We start from the raw sequence: 17,366 nt of genomic DNA, 5'->3' as shown, positions 1-17,366 counted from the left end.
TGCCATCCATCGATAGATTCCTGCCATGCGAACGGTGGGTTGCCTGATCTTCGACGGGGTGCGGGCCTTCGACTACGCGGTGATCGGGGAGGTGTGGGCCAACCGGTCCGCCCGGCCCGGCCTCCCGGCCTTCGACCTGCGCGTCTGCGGCCCGGACGGCGCCCGGGTGCGGCTCGGCGGAGGGCTCGAACGGGTCCCGGACGCCGGCCTGGCGGCGCTGGCGGACTGCGACCTGGTCGTCGTCCCCGGCATCGAGGACCCGGCCGCGACCCGCGACCCCGCCGTGCACGCCGCCCTGCGGGCCGTCCGCGCCGCCGGCATCCCGATCGCCTCGCTGTGCGCGGGCGCCTTCGTGCTCGCCGAGGCCGGACTGCTGGACGGCCGGGAGGCTACCACCCACTGGGCCCACGCTCCCGAACTCGCCCGCCGCCACCCGGGGGTGACCGTCCGCCCCGAGGTGCTCTTCACGGGCGGCGACGGCCTCTGGACCTCCGCGGGCGTCGCGGCGGGCATCGACCTCTGCCTGCACCTGGTCCGCGCCGCGCACGGCCAGCGGGCCGCCGCCACGATCGCCCGCACCATGGTCACCGCGCCCTTCCGGGCCGGCGGCCAGGCGCAGTTCATCCCCACGCCCGTCCCCGACGAGCCCGCCGACGACCCGCTCGCCCGGGCCCGCGCCGAGGTCCTCGCCGCCCTGGACACTCCGTGGACGGTCCGCCGGATGGCCGCCACGGCCCTGATGTCCGAACGCACCTTCGCGCGCCGTTTCACCGCCGCCACCGGCACCACCCCGCTGCGCTGGCTGCTCGACCAGCGCGTCCTCACGGCCCAGCGCCTGCTGGAGGAGACCGACCTGCCCGTGGACACCGTCGCCACCCGCTGCGGCTTCGGCTCCGCGGTCTCCCTGCGCCCGGTCTTCACGGCCCGGGTCGGCGTCGCCCCGCGCGACTACCGGCGGGCCTTCCGCGGGCGGGAGGAGGGGCGGGAGGACTGACCGGCGGCCGCCCCGGACCCGTTCGACGTCGGGGTGCCCCGGCCGGGGCCTCCCGGGCCGGTGCGGGACGCCCCGGCCGGTCAGCGCCGGCGGCCGAGCAGCGCGGCGGTCTCGGCGCGCCGGTTCCAGGCGATCACGGCCAGCGGCACCATGAACAGGAACGGGGTCCCGGCGTTCTCGCCGTGCATCGCGGTGAGCTGGGTGACGAACGCGCAGGCCAGGAAGAGGATCAGCGCGCTCGCGGCCGGCCCGGCGAGCCGGCGCAGCAGCAGGCCGACGGCTCCGGCCAGCTCCACCAGCCCGGTCAGGTACATGAACCAGTGGCCCGCGCCGATGGCGTCGAAGACGGTCGTGGCGGCGGGCAACGCGAGCAGCTTGGGCAGCGCGCTGGCCAGGGCGAAGAAGAGCGCGAGCAGGATCCGCAGCGTCCAGACCGTCCGGACCACGGCCTTGCCGGGCCGGGTGGGGGTCGCGGTGGCAGCGGCAGTGGCAGTGGTGGTCGCGGTGGCGGTGTTGGACATCTCAGGTCTCCCCGGTCGGCTGGCGTGAGCTTTCTCAGGTTTGACCGCCGCCACCGCCCGAACTCATCGGTCCCGGAGAAAAAACTTCTGCCGCCGAAGAGGAGCGGGGTGGCGGCCCTCAGCGCCGCCACCCCGATGGGTTCTCGGCACCCGGGTGGTGGTTCGTTGAGCCAAACCCCACCTTGGGGTGAACTCAGAACGCCGCCGGACGTCGGAGGACGAGGTCGGTGACGGCCTTCCAGTGCTCGACCGGCGCCGTGACGATCACGTAGCCCTGCTGGCCGGGGAGTCGGGGGACCAGGGCGCTCAGGCAGCCCAGGCTGTGCTGGATCTCGACGGGGACGGCCTCGCCGTCGAGCCGGACCAGCCCGGGCGTGGGCGGCGCGTCGATCGGGGCCGGGCCGACGCTCGGGTCGAGGCGGTCGGAGTTGCCGAGGAAGTTCGAGAGCTGGCTCTCCGGGGTCGTGGAGGACTTCACCCGGTGGTGCTCCGGGACGGGCCGGGAGGTCTGCACGATCGCCACGAGCTCGCGGCCCAGGTGGTAGTTCAGGTCGAGGTGGCAGAGGTGGCCGTCGCTGCTCTGGCGCCCCAGGAGGGCGAACCACCCGGGCGGCGGGTCACGGAGGACGGCGATCCGCCCACCCCACTCCTCGGCCGTCTGGCGGTCGGTGGGGACGTGGCGGTCGTGACGGTCGTGCGGGCGGTCGCTGCGGACCACGGATTCCCCCAACGGTCGGGTGGTGCACGGGCGTTCGCCCAGTAGACCATCACCCGGCGGGAGTGGCGGTGGCGGCGGCCCGCGCGCGTTCCCGGCAGCGGGCCAGGGCGGGCCCGACCCGCGGGTCCGGGGCGTCGGCGGCCCGGAGCAGCTCCCCGGCGGTGACGAGGGAGGCCCAGTAGTGGGCGGGGTCGCCGGTGGAGGGGTGGGGATCGGTGGCCGCGAGGGAGAGGTAGGCGGCCGCCAGGTTCCCGGTGACGAACCAGCGGGCCAGCCCGTGCTGGTGGCCCGCGCGGATCCCGCCCAGCGCGTCGATCGCGGCGAGGAAGAGGTCGACGACGGCCCGGCCGCGCGGGTCCAGCGGCTTGGGGACGTCGAACACGCCCAGGGCTTCGAGCAGTTCACCGGTGTCCGCCTCGCCACCAGGGCGGGCGCCGGCGAGCAGGGCGTCGAAGCAGTCGTCGAGGCGGCGGTTCACCTCGACGGCCGGGATGTCGAGGGCGGAGCAGACCGCGCGGGCGGAGCGCAACGGCTCCCGGGTGCGGCGGGCCAGCTCGGCGTAGGCCTCGGCGGGCGTGGCGCCGGCGTCGAGCAGATGGCGGGCGGTGGCGGCGAGTCGCATGGTGGTGGGGGGCTTTCAGACGGCGAGGGCGGTGAGGGCGGTGTCGGCGGCGGTGACGGCGAGCGGGAGGGTCGGGGCGATCAGCGCCCAGACGAACTTGCCGACCCCGCCCGCGCGGGGACAGCACCCCCAGCGCTCCGCGAGCTGCTCGACGAGGAAGAGGCCGCGCCCGCGCTCGTCGTCGAGGACGGGGGAGTGGAGCGAAGGCCGTCCGCCGCCCGCGTCGTGGACCTCCAGGCGGAGGAGGCCGTTGACGAGGGCGAAACGCACCTCGATCAGCCGGTCGGCCGGGGCACCGGAGTGCTGGACGGCGTTGGCGAAGAGTTCGCCGAGGAGGAGCTCGGCGACGTCGGCGTAGCGGTCGCCGGCGGGCAGCGCCGAGAGGTAGGCGCGCAGCAACTGCCGGGCCACCGGCGCCGAGCCGGCACGGGAGTCCAGCCGGGCGGCGAAGGTCCGGGGGCGGTGGTGGTGGCGGGGGCCGGCGTCGGGGTGGGGGCACGTTGTGGGCATGGCGAGGCACCTCGGGGGCGGAGGGGAGCGGGAGGGGAGCGCGCAATCACGCTATGCATGCAGATTGCTGCACTGAGGTCTCAATCATCGCGTTGCCGGAGTTACGGTGGCGACCAAATCAACGTGTGGAGACCGCTGGCACCTGAGGGGGAAACGCGTGGCACATCGGCGCCTTGAGACCGCACCGACGTCCAGCCCGGCAGAGATGTTCGGCGAAGCCCTCCGCTATGCGCGCGAACGGGCGGGCTATACGCAGGAGGAGCTCGGCGTATTCCTGAACTTCCACCGCACGGTGATCACACGCTTCGAGGGCGGCAAGCGGCCGATGGACCGGGACACCGTCGGAAGGGCCGACGAAGTGCTCTCCATGGGAGGCCTGCTGGTCCGACTCTGGGAGCGAGTGGACTGGCAAGCGGACATCGAGCGCCCGGACTGGTTCGAAACGTTCATGGAGTTGGAGGAGGAGGCCGCGGCGGTCCGGGTGCTTCAATACGCCCGGGTCAACGGCCTGCTGCAGTGCGAGGCGTACCTTCGAGCGATGTTCGCCACCGGAAACGCGCGCAACAATCCCAAGCTGTTCGCCGAGCGAGTTGCGACCCGGATGGGGCGGCAGGGCCGCTTCCTGGCTCCCGATGGTCCAACGTTGCTGGTGGTTCTTGACGAGGGCGCCATCCGTTCGGTCGTGGGCGGCCCAGGTGTGATGAGACAGCAGATGGAACACCTGCTCGCAGTGACCGAGCGGTCGAACATCTTCCTCCAGGTGGCGCCGTTCGACTGTCCCGCGCCGGCGTCGCCGTCCGCCTCCATGGTCCTACTGCTGATGCCGGACGGGAAGGAGTGGGTCTACTCCGAGAGTCTGTATCGCGGGCATTTCAGTGACGTGCCGTCAATTGTCGAGGGTTCTCGCCGAGACTTCGACCTCGTGCGCGCAGGTGTACTCTCGCTGGGGGAATCTCGTGCCCTGATCGCCGATGCGATGGAGGAGTACCGCTTTGCAGAACGCCGATCTCAGGAAGGCTGCTTGGCGCAAGAGCAGCTACAGCGCGGGCGACGCGGGAGAGTGCATCGAGGTAGCCCCCGGATCCCTCCCCGGCGCCGTCCCGGTCCGTGACTCCAAGGACCCGCACGGTCCGGTCCTCACCTTCCCCGCCGCCTCCTGGCAGGCCTTCGTCGCCGCGGTCCGCGCGGGGCACCTCCCGATCGAGGGCTGACGCCGAACCCACCACACCGTCGGGGGCAGGGCATCCACGGATGCCCTGCCCCCGACGCCGTTTCCGCCGGCCGCCTCGCCGGTGGGGGAGGCGGCCCCGCCCGCCGATCGCCAGGTCCGGGCCCTGCCCGTTGCCCGGGGGTGGTCGGAAGCACCCCTCCGGATGGGCTATGGTTAACCCATCACCCAGATGCGCGGGTGGCGGAATAGGCAGACGCGCTGGATTCAGGTTCCAGTGCCCGAAAGGGCGTGGGGGTTCAACTCCCCCCTCGCGCACACAGTGAACGGCCGGTCGACCCAACAGTCGACCGGCCGCTCTGTTTTCCGGGGGCGGGTACCGGGCAGGCCGCACGGGGGCCCGACTAGGCTGGGCCGGTCGCGCGGCCGGTCGGCCGTGCACGCCTTGGGGGAGGGTGCGGCAGGTGACCTTGGTGGAGAACGATCCGCGGGAGATCGGCGGCTACCTCCTGGAGGGCCGGCTCGGTGCGGGCGGGATGGGCGTGGTCTACCGCGCCCGGTCGGTGTCCGGGCGCCAGGTGGCCGTGAAGGTGATCCGGCCCGAGCTGGCCGCGGACGCCGAGTTCCGGGCCCGGTTCCGGCAGGAGGTCACGGCCGCGCGCAAGGTCAGCGGCGCGTTCACCGCACCCGTGCTCGACGCGGACCCCGACGCCCCGGCGCCCTGGCTGGTCACGCTCTTCGTCCCCGGCCCGTCCCTGGGCGAACGGGTCTCCGCCGAGGGCCCGATGTCCCCGCCCGAGGTGCGCCGGCTGGCGGCCGGGCTGGCCGAGGCGCTGCGGGAGATCCACCGGGTCGGGCTGGTGCACCGCGACCTCAAGCCCGGGAACGTCCTGCTCGCCGAGGACGGCCCGCGCGTCATCGACTTCGGCATCGCCCGTTCGGCCGGCGAGACCCAGCTGACCAGCACCGGCGTCGCCGTCGGGACCCCGCCGTTCATGGCGCCCGAGCAGTTCCGCAGCGGCGCGGCGACGGCGGCCACGGACGTGTTCGCGCTCGGTTCGGTGCTGGCGTTCGCGGCCACCGGGCGCGGCCCGTTCGGCGCGGACTCCTCGCACGCGGTGGGCTTCCGGGTGGTGTACGAGGAGCCGGACCTCGCCGGGGCTGCGGCGGAGCTGCGCCCGCTGATCCTCGCCTGCCTGGCGAAGGACCCGGAGCAGAGGCCCACCGTGGACGGGCTGTTGGCACTCGTCGCGGCGGGGGCGCGGGAACGGACGGTCCAGCTGCGGACGGGGCCGGTGGCCCCGGCCCCGGCCCCGGCATCGGCCTCGGCGCTCGCTCCGGCCCCACCGCTCCCGCCGCCTGCTCCGCCCACGCCGACCGCCCAGGCGACGGTGGTCCCCGGCCCGGTGGTGCCCGGCGGGGCTGCCCACCCGTCGTCCTCTCCGGCGGCGGTTGTCGTCGCGCCGCGCCCCGGCCGTCGCAAGGCCCTGCTGATCGGCTCGGCGCTGGCCGCCGTGGTCGTCGCCACCGCGGGCACGCTGGGCTTCCTCGCCTGGCAGGCCCAGCGGGCGGACGACGGCAGGAGCGGCGCCGCTGCGACCGGCGGCGCCACGAGCGGTGACGTCAAGACCGGTGACGTCAAGCCGAGCAGCGCCCCGTCCGGCGCCGGTGCCGCTGCCGGTGGCCTCGCCTGCGGCCCGGCCGGCAAGGCCACGATCGGATCGGACGGGCTGGAGGGCCCCCTCGTCCAGCAGTGGGTCACCGACTTCGGCAAGGCCTGCCCCACCGACCAGCTGACCGTCGACAAGTCCACCGGCGGCACCGCCGCGGACCGGTTCACCAACGGCGGCCTCGACGCCGCCACCGTGGACGTCGCGATGACCGACGGTCAGAAGGCCGCGTACGGGCGGCACTGCGAGGGCGGCCGGATCGCGCAGCTCCCCGTCACCGTGCTCCCCGTCGCAGTGGTCTACAACGTGCCCGGTGCGGCCGACCTCGTCCTCGACGCCCCGACGCTCGCCAAGATCTTCCGGGGCCGGATCCAGACCTGGAACGACCCGGCGATCAGGGCGCTCAACCCCGGTGCGACGCTGCCGAACTCGCCCATCGCCGTGCGGGCCCCGTCCGAGGCCTCGTGGGCCACCTTCGTCCTCACCCAGTACCTCGCCCAGGCGGCGCCCGCCGACTGGCCGTACGAACCGGGCACCACCTGGGCGTCCGAGCTGCCGGCCACGCCCGGCACGAGCGCGTCCGGCGTGCCCGGGGCCGTCGCCGGCACCCAGTGGTCGATCGGATTCGTCCCGCTGCGGGACGCCGGCACCCTCCGGAAGGCCCAGGTCCGCAGCGGCGACGGCGGCGACTTCGTGGCGGCCCCCACCGCCCTGAGCGTCAACGCGGCGGCCGCGGCGGGCACGATCGAGAGCGACGGCACCAGGCTCTCCGTCAAGCTCGACCACCGGAAGCCCGTCAAGTACGGCTACCCGGTGGTCGGCTTCGGCTACCTCGACTTCTGCGAGCGCGGCGGCGGTGCGGGCATCGTGGCGAGCTTCGCCTCCTACGCCGTCAGCGGCCCGGCCCAGGCCACGGGCGAGGGCCTCACGTACGGCACGCTGCCCCCGGCCATGGCCCAGCAGGTACAGGCCACCCTCCTCGGCCTCCACTCCCCGTAGCAGCCGCGGCGGAGCCCGACCCGTGGCCGCGATCGACGACCTCACCCACCTCGTCCCGCGGCCGCCGCAACCCTCCGGGCGGGTGCGGATCCGCCGCATCCGTGATTCGGGCGACTCGCCCTTCCAGAAGAGGAGTTGACCGTGGAGGCAGAAACGTGACGACGGCGATGCACACTTCAGGATTCCGAACCCGTCTGCTGCTCGCCGGAGTCGCGCTCGCGCTCGCTCCGGCCTGCACCTCCGGCCAGCCCGGCCGGGGCGCGGAGTCCCCTCCGGCCTCCTCCTCAGCCTCGGCCGAGGTCAGGCAGGACGTCGCGCCCCTGCACCGCCGCTTCCCCGAGCTGGGCGAGCTGTCCGCGGCCAAGTGGGTGGGGACCGTCCTGGGCGCGGGCTCGGGGGCGGACGCGCGGCTGGACGTGCCGGGGCCGAGCGACGTGGGTCTGGGCGGGGTGGCCCGGGTCGAGCCGGCGGCCCTCGCGTCGATCACCGCGAGCGGGACGTGGCAGGAGGGCGCCATCGCCTGCCCCGTGCCGGGGCCCCTGGCCACCGAAGTGGGCAGCGGCTCCACGTGGTTGCACAGCGAGGCCTTCGACCGAACGGTGACCCGCGACCAGTACCCGGGGAGCTTCTACTTCGAGCGCAGGAGCAGCCGCGTCTACTTCTGCACCGTGAACCCCACCCCCCGCTCACCCGAGTGACCCCGCCCGCCCGGCGCCCCCATCCGTCATTCGTCGCCCTCCGGTGAAGCGGCGGCGCCCAGGAGATCGGGGCGCGATCGCTCGGCTCAGGGCTGTCCCGTTCTAGATGGGGAGCCGGCCCTCGGGGACGTGGAAACGGTCGCGGAATGCCTGGTGGCCGGGTTCTGTCAGTGCCAGAGCGCGGCCCGTGCCGATTCTGGTGACCCAGCCCGCGTCCAGGGCGTGGGAGCAGATCGCGGCTCCGACGGCGCCGCCGAGGTGGGGGCGGCGCTCGGTCCAGTCCAGGCACGAGCGCACCGGCGGGCGCCGGGTGGCGGTGGGTAGTGCGATGCCGTGCTCGGCGAGGCGGGCCGCTCCTGTCGGGGTGAGGCGTGGTTCCGGTTCCCAGGTGATCAGGCCGTCCGCGACCATGGCGTCCGTGACGGCCAGGCCGAGGGTGCCGGCGAGGTGGTCGTAGCAGAGTCTGGCGCGGGCCAGGGCGCGGGCCCGGCCGGTGGCGCCCAGTGACGTGGGGCGGGTGGGGCGGCGCGGGGCGAGTTCGGCCAGGCTCTCGATCAGTGCCGCCGTCTTGGGGCCCGCGAGCCGCAGATAGCGGTGGCGGCCGTGCCGTTCCTCGGCCAGGAGACCGCCGTTCACCAGCAGATTCAGGTGCTCGGTGGCCGTCGAGGGCGCCACCCCGGCGTGCCGGGCCAGCTCGCGCGCCGTCCAGGCCCGGCCGTCCAGCAGGGCCAGGCAGATGTCGGCGCGGGTGTCCTCCGCGAGCAACCGCGCCACCGCGGCGAGGTCGATGCCGACATCGTCGTGTGCCTTGTCCGACCTGCCCGCTCTGTGAGCCGCCATGCCGCAAGTATTCCGGAGCGTCGGTTCGGCCGGAACCGAACCGACGGCGTTCTACGCTCCCCGTCCCGTACCGCCCTCCGAAGGAGCACGAACACCCGATGGAGCGATTCACAAAGCAGTACCTGCGGCGCTGCACGGTGCCCGGTGCCCACGCCGCCAGTCCGCTGGCCCCGGTCGCGGATGCCGCTCTCGCCATGGCCCGCACGCCCTCGCACGCACCGGATCTGCCGAGCAAGCTCGCGCTGGAACTCGTCCTCACCGATGCGCCCCGCCCCGGTGACACGGCGGTGATCTCGAACGCCCTGGACCGTTTCAACATCGACATCACCGGAATCGACGACCGTCGTCCCCTGGCCGTCCTGGTCCGGGCCCCGGGCACCCGCCGCGTCCTCGGCGGCCTGACCGGCCGGACCTCCCTCGGCCTGTTGTTCATCGACCTCTTCCACCTGCCGCCCGAGCTGCGTGGCTCGGGTCTGGGCAGCGAGATCCTGCGTCGGGCCGAGGAGGAGGGGCGGGCGCGGGGCTGCCGGGCTGCCGTCCTGTACACCATCAGCTTCCAGGCGCCCGCGTTCTATGAGCGCAACGGCTGGCGCCGCATGGGGGAAGTACCGTGCGTGCCGGCCGGCACCAGTCGCGTCTTCATGACCAAGGAGCTCTGAGCCCCTCATGCCGCCGGGGGCGCGGTGAACTCATGACCGGCCGAGAGCCGGTTCGCGGCCCACCCCGGGGAGCTCATGCTCGGAGTCCGGCAGGAGTGGGATCCGGCAACCGGGCGCGTGGCACGTGAGCTGGACTTCCCCTCGGGCAGCGTCCGCTGCGAGAGCTGGAGCGGTGACCTCCGCGTCCTGGCCGTGGACAGACCGCGAGCCCGACCACGCCAATGCCCATGATCTTGGAGTGGCTGGTGTGATCACGGCGTCAGAGCCGTCCTGGATATCCCCGTTCACCGGGCTGGGCCCGCGCGACTTCCACAAGCTGATCACGATGCTCCGCCGTGAGGGCGCCGACACGGTACGCCGCGGCCGCCCGTGGAGCCGGCCACAAGCAGGTCCGTGCCCGCGTCGAGCACGTGACGGCGTCCACCATGCCATGCTCGGCATCGCCCGCCTGCACAACCTCCTCCAGGCCGCATAGGCGGAGCCCACCCAGAGGCGGATCACCCCGCCCCGATCCACTAGAGATCAATTACGGGACACCCCTTAGGGGGCTGGACATTCGCATACGCGCGGAACGCGGCATTCAAGGTCCGGAAATGCCGGACGGATGTGAGTGGTGCGCCGTTCGACGGTCGGGGGCGGCCCGTCGACCGTACTCGACGGGCCGCGCCACCCCTCTGCAGAGTTGCGCGGCAGCCACGCCCTTTTCGACTCTGGCCTGAAGGCGAAGCGGTGGGCGGGGCGGCGTGCAGGGGTGGTGGGGGGCGGGTGTCGGGGCGGCGGCTGGAAAGATCTTCGGGAGGAGTCGCCGACCGATGTCGAGGACCCGCCCGCGGCTCCGACCGGAGGGTGACGGCGCGCCGACGGGGCGCGCGGGACACGGATGGAGACACCGCCATGAAGTACCTCGCGATGATCTACGGCAACCAGGCCAAGTGGGAGTCCTTCCCGGCCGAGGAGTGGCCGGAGGCGATCGCCCGGCAGGAGGCGTACAACGCCAAGTACCGGGAGACCGGCGAACTGCTCGGCGCCTACGGGCTGGCCGACGCGGCCGCCGCCCAGCTGGTCCGGCGGGCGGAGGGCGTGCCCGCCGTCACCGACGGGCCGTACCTGGAGACCAAGGAGTACATGGCGAGCTTCTACCTGCTGGACTGCGAGAGCCTGGAGCGAGCCCAGCAGATCGCCGCCGACATGCCGTTCGCGGACACCGACCCGGTGGAGCTGTGGCCGATCCTGCACGAGTCCCCGGGGAACGAGTGAGCCCGACCGGCCGCGACGCCGAGGACCTGCTGCGCGAGCTGGCGCCGCAGGTCCTCGGCGTGCTCGTCCGGCGCCACGGGGCGTTCGACGCCTGCGAGGACGCCGTCCAGGAGGCGCTGTTCGCCGCCGCTCTGCAGTGGCCCGCGGACGGGGTGCCCGACAACCCGCGGGGCTGGCTGCTGACCGTGGCCACCCGCAGACTGGTCGACCAGGTGCGCAGCGACTCGGCGCGCCGACGGAGGGAGGAGGCGCTCGCGCTCGCCACCCCGCAGTCGGCGCTGCTCGCGCCCCCGGCGGACGACGACGCCGTCCAGCAGGACGACTCGCTCGCCCTCCTGTTCCTCTGCTGCCACCCGGTGCTCTCCGCACCGAGCCGGATAGCGCTGACGCTGCGCGCCGTCGGCGGCCTCACCACCGCGCAGGTCGCCGCCGCCTTCCTGGTGCCCGAGGCGACGATGGCGCAGCGGATCAGCCGGGCGAAGCAGGGGATCAGGGCGGCCGGTGGCGACCTGCCGCCCGGGTCGGGGTCGGGGACGGGGATTGGGGCGGGTTCGGGGGGGGGGGCGGACGGCGAGCGGCTGGGCGAGGTCCGGCACGTGCTGTACCTGATCTTCAACGAGGGCTACACGGCGAGCGGCGGCGAGGAGCTGACCGCGCCGCCGCTCGCCGCCGAGGCGATCCGGCTGACCAGGCTGCTGCTGCGCCTGGTGCCCGACGACGCCGAGACGGCCGGACTGCTGGCCCTGATGCTGCTCACCGACGCCCGTCGCGGCGCCCGTACCGGGCCGTGCGGCGAGCTGGTCCCGCTCGCGGAGCAGGACCGCGACCGGTGGGACGGCGAACTCATCTCCGAGGGGCTGGAGTTGATCTCCTCGACGCTGCCGCGCGGCCGGCCCGGGCCGTACCAGGTGCAGGCCGCGATCGCCGCCGTGCACACCGAGGCCGCGAGCGCCGACGCCACCGACTGGCCGCAGATCCTCGCCCTCTACGACCTGCTGCTGCGCTTCGACGCCAACCCTGTCGTCGCGCTCAACCGGGCGGTGGCGGTGGCGATGGTCCACGGACTGGCCGCCGGTCTGGACCTGCTCGCGGAGCTGGCGGCCGACAAGCGGCTGACCAGGCACCACCGGCTGCTCGCCGTCCGCGCCCACCTGTCGGAGCTGCGCGGCGACGATCCGGCGGCCGCCGCGCAGGCGTACCGGGAGGCCGCCTCCCGTACGGCGAGCGGCCCCGAACGCCGGTACCTCCTCGGGCGGGCGCAGCGGTTGGCGGGCGCGGGGCCTGACGGGCGGTGATGCGGGTCGGGGCGCCTGCGGCCTGTCGCGGTGCGGTCGGGCAGGGTATCGCTATTGGGTGCGCGGGGCGCGTGGTGTCGCGGGGGCGGTGTCCGGCTGCCCTGCCGGGACTGGGGCGGCGACGGCGTACCCGTCGTACTGCTGCGCGGCTGGCCGGGGGGACGTGTCGCGGGCCGCGTACACGGCCGACGCAGGCCGGGCTGCTCGGGGGCCGGCGTGCAGGAGCGGATCGGTGAGTCGCTGGACTCCTGGCTGCTGCCATTCCCCTCGCCGGAGTCGGCGGCGGACTTCGTCGGCGGCGGGCCGGCGAGGGAGGGCTGGGCGGCGGGCCTGGAACGGGCGCGCCGACGGCTGGTCGCCGCGCTTCGAGCGGCACGTGCTCGTCGCCTCGCCGGCGGAGTGCGCCCGGCGCTCGTCCGGGACGAGTGGGAACGCATCGACTGCTCGACGCTGGTGGTGCTCGCGCAGTCCGGAATCATCCCCGCACCGGACGTCGAGGGCGAAGGTCGAGTCGCCGACGCGGCTGGTGGGTGCGTACCGGGCCACGCCGGTAGGCGCCGGGGAGGGCTCAGTCGCCGACGGAGTCGAGCCAGGCGAGTAGCCGGTCGCCCTCGCGGGTCATCAGGTCAGGGTCGCGCAGGGCGTTGGCGAGCAGGGACATGCCCTGGTAGCCGGCGACGAGGGTGACGGCGTGGCCGTCCGGGTCCGGGACGCCGAGTTCGCGGAACTGCCCGGCCGCCCAGTCCAGTAGACGGCGGATGACCTGCGCGGCGGCCCGGTCGAGGCCGCCGGAGGGCTCCGGGTCGCGCTTGTCCAGCTCGACGGCGAGGGTGCCGGTGGGGCAGCCGTAGCGGGCGGCGGTCTCGCGCTGGGCGACCCAGGCGTCGACGAGGCCCTTGAGCCGGGCGCGGGGGTCGGGGATCCGGTCGAGGTCGTCGGTGAGGGTCGTGACGTGGGCGGTGTGCTCGGCGAGAGCGGCCTCGACCAGGTCGTCCTTGGTCTTGAAGTAGTAGTACACGTTGCCGACCGGGACGCCGGCGGCCTGGGCGATGTCGGCGATGGCGGTGCGCTCGACGCCCTTCTCGTGCAGCACCCGGGCGGCGGCGGCCGTGAGGCGGCGGCGTTTGGCGGCCGCGGCGGCGGCTCGGGAGGAGCCCTTCGATGCTAGTGAGTCAGTCACCCAACTCACTATAGACAGCGCTCCCCGTGGCGCGCTACGGTCGGGACCGCAACAGAACTGAGTCAGCCAACTAACTCATGAATGTGGGGGAACCGTCATGATCGTTGTCACCGGAGCCACCGGAAACGTCGGCCGCGCCCTGGTGCGGTACCTGCTGGCGGCGGGCGAGCAGGTCACGGCCGTCTCGCGCCACGCCCCGAAGGTCGCCCTTCCGCCCGGCGTCCGACACCACGCCGCCGACCTCGCCGACCCGTCGGCCGTGCGGCCCGCGCTGGACGGCGCCGACGCGCTGTTCCTGCTGGTCGCCGGCCCCGACCCGGACGGACTGCTCAAGCAGGCCGCCGACGCCGGCGTCCGCAGGGTCGTCCTCCTCTCCTCGCAGGGCGTCGGCACCCGGCCGGATGCCTACGGTCACCCCGCGGCCTTCGAGTCGGCGCTCGCCGCGAGCGGACTGGAGTGGACGGTGCTGCGCGCCGGCGGCCTGGCCTCGAACGCCCTCGCCTGGGTCGAGCCGATCCGCAACCACCTGGTCGCCGCCGCGCCCTTCGGGGACGTCGGCCTCCCGTTCGTCGACCCCGACGACGTGGCGGCGGTCGCGGCCGTGGTGCTGCGGGAGGACGGGCACCACGGCGCCACGTACGTGCTCACCGGGCCGGCGCCCGTCACCCCGCGCGAGCGGGCTTCGGCCATCGGCGAGGCGATCGGCGAGACCGTCGACTTCCGGGAGCAGACCCCGGACGAGGCCCGGGCGCAACTGGCGGCCGTGATGCCGCTGCCCGTCGTCGAGGGCACCCTGGCCATCCTCGGTGCGCCCACCCCGGAGGAGCGGCGGCCCAGCTCCGACGTCGAACGCCTCCTCGGCCGCCCGGCCGGCTCCTTCGCCGCCTGGGCCCGGCGCAACGCGACGGCGTTCCGCTGAGGGAGGAGGGCGGGCCGGCGATGACACCGGCCCGGCGCTGGCCCGGTGTTGGCCTGATGCTGCTCCGGTCCGACCTCACCTCACCCTGGCCGGACGGCGGCAGGCGCCCACTCTGCGCAGGAAGTCGACCAGGTCGACTTCCTGCGCAGGGAGGCGACGGGCGGAGCCGAGGAACTGGCGCGGAGAGAAATATGTAGGCCGGTCTACTGATTTCATTGCTCATCGCGGCTTGCATGCCCCGTGCCGCGCCGCAGGAAGTCGATCAGGCCGACTTCTGGCGCGGGAATGGTGCGTGCAGCGAGAGAAATATGTGGGTCGGTCTACCTATTTCTGTTGTCCGGCCCGATGTCCTGCCACATTTCACCCCCCTGCCTCTGGAGCGAGAAGTCGGCCCGGCCGACTTCTGGCGCGGTCGGCGGCCCTTGGCGGGAGCGAATATGTCGGTCGGTCTACTGATTTCAGGCCTCCGCCCCGGCGTCCATGCTTGCGTGTGCTTGCGTGTCGTCGCAGGAAGTCGGCCTGGCCGACTTTTGGCTCGGGGGCGGAGGCTTGTGAGTGCCGGGCATGAATATGTAGGTCGGTCTACTGATTTTTCTCCCGCACCACGCACGGGCGTGGTGCGGCCCTGCATGCCTGCACGGGAAGTCGGACCGGTCGACTTCCTGTGCAGCCGCCCTGAGGGCTACCCGGCGGCGACTGAAACGGGGGTGCCCGCCTGCCTCGGCCGGTCGGGCGCGGACGACCGGGGCAGCAGGGGCAGCAGGGGCGACAGGGTCGGCCGGACCGCACGCCAGATCGCTCGCCGGACCCGCCCGCCGGATCGAGGAGCGGCACAGGGAGCGTCGAGGAGGCTTCCAACGCCGCTGGGTCGGCCCCATCATGGGCTCCCGGTCAGGGTCCCCGGTCGAGGGGCTCCGGGAGCGGCCCCAGGAGGCAGAAGCGATGACGATTCCACCCCCCGTCCGGATCCAGTCCGCCGTCGTCCGGGCCGCGTACGCGCTGCCGGAGCGGCTGCGGCGGGCGATCGCAGGCCCGCCGGTGGTGCGGGACGGGCAGACGCTGGCGCTGGACGCGCAGCTGATACTCAAGCTGCAGCGGATGTCGAAGGCCGCCCTGGTGATGCCCGGCGGCGTCGGGCCCTCGCGAACCGCCATGGAGCACGCGCGCCACCTGGTGGGCGGTGCCACGATCGAGCCGGTGGCCGTCCGGAGCATCGGGATCCCGCAGGAACAGGGCGAGTTGGCGGCCACGCTGTACACGCCCGGCGGTCTGGCGGCCGGTTCGGGCCTGCTGGTGTACCTGCACGGTGGCGGGTGGGTGGTCGGAAGCCGGGCGAGCCACGACCACGTCGCGCGGTTCCTGGCGCAGCGGGCGCGGGTGCGGGTGCTGTCGGTGGAGTACCGGCTGGCGCCCGAGCAGGTGTTCCCGGCGGCGGTGGACGACGCGCTGGCCGCGTTCGACTACGCGTACGCGAAGGCGGCCGACCTGGGCGCGGACCCGGAGCGGATCGCGATCGGCGGGGACAGCGCGGGCGGGAACCTGGCGGCCGTCACCGCGCAGTCGGCGGTGCGCCGCGGCGGTCCGGCGCCGGTGTTCCAGCTCCTGCTGTACCCGGCCGTCGACGCCTCGGTGCGGCGGCCCTCGCGCGAACTCTTCGGTGACGGCTTCTTCCTGACCGACGCGGACATGGACTGGTTCCTGGACCAGTACGCGCCCGAGCCCGCGGACCGCACCGATCCGCGCCTGTCGCCGCTGCTCGCCGCGGACCTGGGTGACCTCGCCGGCCTGCCGCCCGCGTACGTCGGCACGGCGGGCTTCGACCCGCTGCGGGACGAGGGGGAGGCGTACGCGGAGGCGCTGCGGGCGGCGGGGGTGGCGGTGCGGCTGAGCCGTCAGCCGGACCTCATCCACGGGTACGCCAACTACATCGGCGTCGGCCACCGGTTCCGCGAGGCGACGGCCGAGGCGGCGGAGGCGCTGAGGAAGGCGTTGGGTGCCGGGTAGTGCGTGCGCGCCCGGATCCGGCGCCCGGATGTGACGCCCGGATCCGGCGCCCGGATGTGACACCCGGACGGGGCTCGTCGGAGGTTTCGGCGGGCCCCGTCCGGCGTTTCGGCTGCCTGTCGTGCCAGGGCGCTCGTCGGTGGCCGCGCGCCCGCAGGGGCGTGCACCTGTCGGGTGCTGCGCAGGGGGTTCTCGGGAACGGGCTCTTATTGTACTGTCCGTCTAATAAGCGGGTGAGCGGGCACCCGCAGGAGCAGGCCCCTGGAGGCAGCCATGGCTCTCACCGACGCGACGACCGGAGCGACCACGGGCGGGACCACCGGAGCAACGGCCGGTGCGTCGGTCGACGCGACGACCGGGGCGCCCGTCGGTCGTCCCGACCGCTCGCACGCGCACACCGCGGCCGACGACGACGTCTCGAAGCGGCTGCTGGAGTCCGCCGCCACCCTCTCCTACGACCCCTCGACCGAGATCGACTGGGACGCGCCCCTCCCGGACGAGCACTACGGCCTCAACCCGGAGTGGAGCACCCTCTACGGCACCAGGTTGTGGGACGAGATGACCGAGCAGCAGCGGGTCACCCTCACCCGGCACGAGGTCTGCTCGATCATGAACACCGGGATCTGGTTCGAGATGATCCTCCAGCAGATGGTGCTGCGCGACCAGTACCTCAAGAACCCGGCCAGTGCCGAGTTCCAGTTCGCCCTCACCGAGATCGCCGACGAGTGCCGGCACTCGATCATGTTCGCCCGCGCCTGCGAGAAGATGGGCGTCCCCGCCTACCGGCCCAACAAGCTGATCGCCCAGGCCGGGCGTGCCTTCAAGGCGCTCGCGAAGGGCGAACTCGCCTACGGGGGAATCCTGGTGGCGGAGGAGGTGCTCGACGTCATGCAGCGCGACTGGATGCGCGGCGAGAACGTCCTGGAGATCGTCCGCGGCACCTCCCGGATCCACGTGGTCGAGGAGTCACGGCACATGAAGTTCGCCCGGCAGGAGATTCGCGAACGCATGCGCCACGCCGGCCCCGGCCGCCGGCGCGCCTCGGCCACCGGGATCGCCGTCGGCGCGTACGTCATCGTCAGCAGCATGGTCCACCCCGGCGTCTACCGGGCCGCCGGGCTCGACGTCGAACGGGCGCTCGCCGAGGCGCGGGCCAACGAACACCGCAAGGCGATGATGCGCACCAGCTCCCGCCACCTGATGGCCTTCCTCGCGGAGACCGGCCTGATCACCGCCCGGTCGGCCGCCATCTACCGCCGGGTGAACATGCTCTGACGTTCCGTCAGTCCGTCGACCCGGGCGCCCGCCCACC

The 17,366-nt window shown here is 73.7% G+C and carries 17 protein-coding genes, 1 tRNA gene and 1 pseudogene; 13 read left to right on the top strand and 6 right to left on the bottom strand.

Annotated elements, in window-relative coordinates; all coding sequences use genetic code 11:
- The first annotated feature begins 25 nt into the window (after positions 1–25).
- A complete protein-coding gene (locus ACIA8Q_RS26940) occupies positions 26–994 on the top strand; it encodes a GlxA family transcriptional regulator (RefSeq protein WP_396317799.1) in 969 nt (322 codons plus the stop codon).
- Between the two features lie 80 nt (positions 995–1,074).
- On the opposite strand, the gene ACIA8Q_RS26935 is transcribed toward ACIA8Q_RS26940, so the two are convergent.
- From ACIA8Q_RS26935 to ACIA8Q_RS26920, 4 genes are all read right to left on the bottom strand, one after another.
- Positions 1,075–1,515 carry a DoxX family protein gene (locus ACIA8Q_RS26935; protein WP_396317798.1) on the bottom strand — a complete coding sequence of 147 codons (441 nt, stop codon included), beginning with the start codon at positions 1,513–1,515 and terminating at the stop codon, positions 1,075–1,077.
- 193 nt (positions 1,516–1,708) lie between these two features.
- Positions 1,709–2,245 carry a hypothetical protein gene (locus ACIA8Q_RS26930; protein ID WP_396317797.1) on the bottom strand — a complete coding sequence of 179 codons (537 nt, stop codon included), beginning with the start codon at positions 2,243–2,245 and terminating at the stop codon, positions 1,709–1,711.
- A gap of 37 nt (positions 2,246–2,282) precedes the next feature.
- Entirely contained in the window at positions 2,283–2,855 is a 573-nt protein-coding gene (locus ACIA8Q_RS26925; protein WP_396317796.1) for a hypothetical protein, read from the bottom strand.
- Positions 2,856–2,870: 15 nt separating this feature from the next.
- Positions 2,871–3,365, bottom strand: a complete 495-nt coding sequence (locus ACIA8Q_RS26920; RefSeq protein WP_396317795.1) for an ATP-binding protein — start codon at positions 3,363–3,365, stop codon at positions 2,871–2,873.
- Between the two features lie 205 nt (positions 3,366–3,570).
- Between ACIA8Q_RS26920 and ACIA8Q_RS26915 the strand changes: the two genes are divergently transcribed.
- From ACIA8Q_RS26915 to ACIA8Q_RS26895, 5 genes are all read left to right on the top strand, one after another.
- The gene (locus ACIA8Q_RS26915) at positions 3,571–4,476 is read left to right on the top strand and encodes a helix-turn-helix domain-containing protein (RefSeq protein WP_396317794.1); all 906 of its coding nucleotides are present in this window, start codon (positions 3,571–3,573) and stop codon (positions 4,474–4,476) included.
- Complete coding sequence (locus tag ACIA8Q_RS26910; protein WP_396317809.1) at positions 4,430–4,576, top strand: DUF397 domain-containing protein; 147 nt, start codon at positions 4,430–4,432, stop codon at positions 4,574–4,576. Before ACIA8Q_RS26915 ends, ACIA8Q_RS26910 begins: the two co-directional genes overlap by 47 nt.
- 191 nt (positions 4,577–4,767) lie before the next feature.
- Positions 4,768–4,851, top strand: a tRNA-Leu gene (locus ACIA8Q_RS26905).
- A 155-nt stretch (positions 4,852–5,006) separates the two neighbouring features.
- On the top strand, positions 5,007–7,202 hold the full coding sequence (locus ACIA8Q_RS26900; protein WP_396317793.1) for a serine/threonine-protein kinase: 2,196 nt from the start codon (positions 5,007–5,009) through the stop codon (positions 7,200–7,202).
- 155 nt (positions 7,203–7,357) lie between these two features.
- The gene (locus tag ACIA8Q_RS26895; protein ID WP_396317792.1) at positions 7,358–7,900 is read left to right on the top strand and encodes a hypothetical protein; all 543 of its coding nucleotides are present in this window, start codon (positions 7,358–7,360) and stop codon (positions 7,898–7,900) included.
- 102 nt (positions 7,901–8,002) lie between these two features.
- On the opposite strand, the gene ACIA8Q_RS26890 is transcribed toward ACIA8Q_RS26895, so the two are convergent.
- On the bottom strand, positions 8,003–8,740 hold the full coding sequence (locus tag ACIA8Q_RS26890) for an ArsR/SmtB family transcription factor (RefSeq protein WP_396317791.1): 738 nt from the start codon (positions 8,738–8,740) through the stop codon (positions 8,003–8,005).
- A 98-nt stretch (positions 8,741–8,838) separates the two neighbouring features.
- Here ACIA8Q_RS26890 and ACIA8Q_RS26885 point away from each other — a divergent pair, with 98 nt between their 5' ends.
- From ACIA8Q_RS26885 to ACIA8Q_RS26870, 4 genes and pseudogenes are all read left to right on the top strand, one after another.
- Complete coding sequence (locus ACIA8Q_RS26885; protein ID WP_396317790.1) at positions 8,839–9,399, top strand: GNAT family N-acetyltransferase; 561 nt, start codon at positions 8,839–8,841, stop codon at positions 9,397–9,399.
- Between the two features lie 238 nt (positions 9,400–9,637).
- Positions 9,638–9,781: pseudogene (locus tag ACIA8Q_RS26880) on the top strand (IS5/IS1182 family transposase); the annotation flags it as partial.
- A gap of 512 nt (positions 9,782–10,293) precedes the next feature.
- Entirely contained in the window at positions 10,294–10,656 is a 363-nt protein-coding gene (locus ACIA8Q_RS26875) for a YciI family protein (RefSeq protein WP_360215927.1), read from the top strand.
- Complete coding sequence (locus ACIA8Q_RS26870) at positions 10,653–11,951, top strand: RNA polymerase sigma factor (protein ID WP_396317789.1); 1,299 nt, start codon at positions 10,653–10,655, stop codon at positions 11,949–11,951. Before ACIA8Q_RS26875 ends, ACIA8Q_RS26870 begins: the two co-directional genes overlap by 4 nt.
- A gap of 568 nt (positions 11,952–12,519) precedes the next feature.
- Here the strand turns inward: ACIA8Q_RS26870 and ACIA8Q_RS26865 are convergent.
- On the bottom strand, positions 12,520–13,131 hold the full coding sequence (locus ACIA8Q_RS26865) for a TetR/AcrR family transcriptional regulator (protein ID WP_396317788.1): 612 nt from the start codon (positions 13,129–13,131) through the stop codon (positions 12,520–12,522).
- A gap of 97 nt (positions 13,132–13,228) precedes the next feature.
- Between ACIA8Q_RS26865 and ACIA8Q_RS26860 the strand changes: the two genes are divergently transcribed.
- The 3 genes from ACIA8Q_RS26860 (at position 13,229) to ACIA8Q_RS26850 (ending at position 17,329) form a co-directional block, all read left to right on the top strand.
- Positions 13,229–14,050, top strand: coding sequence for an SDR family oxidoreductase (locus ACIA8Q_RS26860; RefSeq protein ID WP_396317787.1), 822 nt, complete (start codon positions 13,229–13,231; stop codon positions 14,048–14,050).
- Positions 14,051–14,992: 942 nt separating this feature from the next.
- Positions 14,993–16,054 carry an alpha/beta hydrolase gene (locus tag ACIA8Q_RS26855; RefSeq protein ID WP_396317786.1) on the top strand — a complete coding sequence of 354 codons (1,062 nt, stop codon included), beginning with the start codon at positions 14,993–14,995 and terminating at the stop codon, positions 16,052–16,054.
- Positions 16,055–16,327: 273 nt separating this feature from the next.
- Complete coding sequence (locus ACIA8Q_RS26850) at positions 16,328–17,329, top strand: diiron oxygenase (protein ID WP_360215909.1); 1,002 nt, start codon at positions 16,328–16,330, stop codon at positions 17,327–17,329.
- Positions 17,330–17,366 lie beyond the last annotated feature (37 nt).

Source organism: Kitasatospora sp. NPDC051705, from assembly GCF_044453265.1.
In the GTDB taxonomy this organism is placed as follows: Bacteria; Actinomycetota; Actinomycetes; order Streptomycetales; family Streptomycetaceae; genus Kitasatospora.
The sequence above is the reverse complement of the archived record's forward strand: the minus strand, read 5'-3'. Positions and strand labels throughout refer to the sequence as shown.

Coding starts and splice junctions, on each gene's coding strand:
- ACIA8Q_RS26940 (WP_396317799.1), top strand. CDS start 26: ATGCGAACGGTGGGTTGCCTGATCTTCGACGGGGTGCGGGCCTTCGAC.
- ACIA8Q_RS26935 (WP_396317798.1), bottom strand. CDS start 1,515: ATGTCCAACACCGCCACCGCGACCACCACTGCCACTGCCGCTGCCACC.
- ACIA8Q_RS26925 (WP_396317796.1), bottom strand. CDS start 2,855: ATGCGACTCGCCGCCACCGCCCGCCATCTGCTCGACGCCGGCGCCACG.
- ACIA8Q_RS26920 (WP_396317795.1), bottom strand. CDS start 3,365: ATGCCCACAACGTGCCCCCACCCCGACGCCGGCCCCCGCCACCACCAC.
- ACIA8Q_RS26915 (WP_396317794.1), top strand. CDS start 3,571: ATGTTCGGCGAAGCCCTCCGCTATGCGCGCGAACGGGCGGGCTATACG.
- ACIA8Q_RS26890 (WP_396317791.1), bottom strand. CDS start 8,740: ATGGCGGCTCACAGAGCGGGCAGGTCGGACAAGGCACACGACGATGTC.
- ACIA8Q_RS26885 (WP_396317790.1), top strand. CDS start 8,839: ATGGAGCGATTCACAAAGCAGTACCTGCGGCGCTGCACGGTGCCCGGT.
- ACIA8Q_RS26875 (WP_360215927.1), top strand. CDS start 10,294: ATGAAGTACCTCGCGATGATCTACGGCAACCAGGCCAAGTGGGAGTCC.
- ACIA8Q_RS26860 (WP_396317787.1), top strand. CDS start 13,229: ATGATCGTTGTCACCGGAGCCACCGGAAACGTCGGCCGCGCCCTGGTG.
- ACIA8Q_RS26855 (WP_396317786.1), top strand. CDS start 14,993: ATGACGATTCCACCCCCCGTCCGGATCCAGTCCGCCGTCGTCCGGGCC.
- ACIA8Q_RS26850 (WP_360215909.1), top strand. CDS start 16,328: ATGGCTCTCACCGACGCGACGACCGGAGCGACCACGGGCGGGACCACC.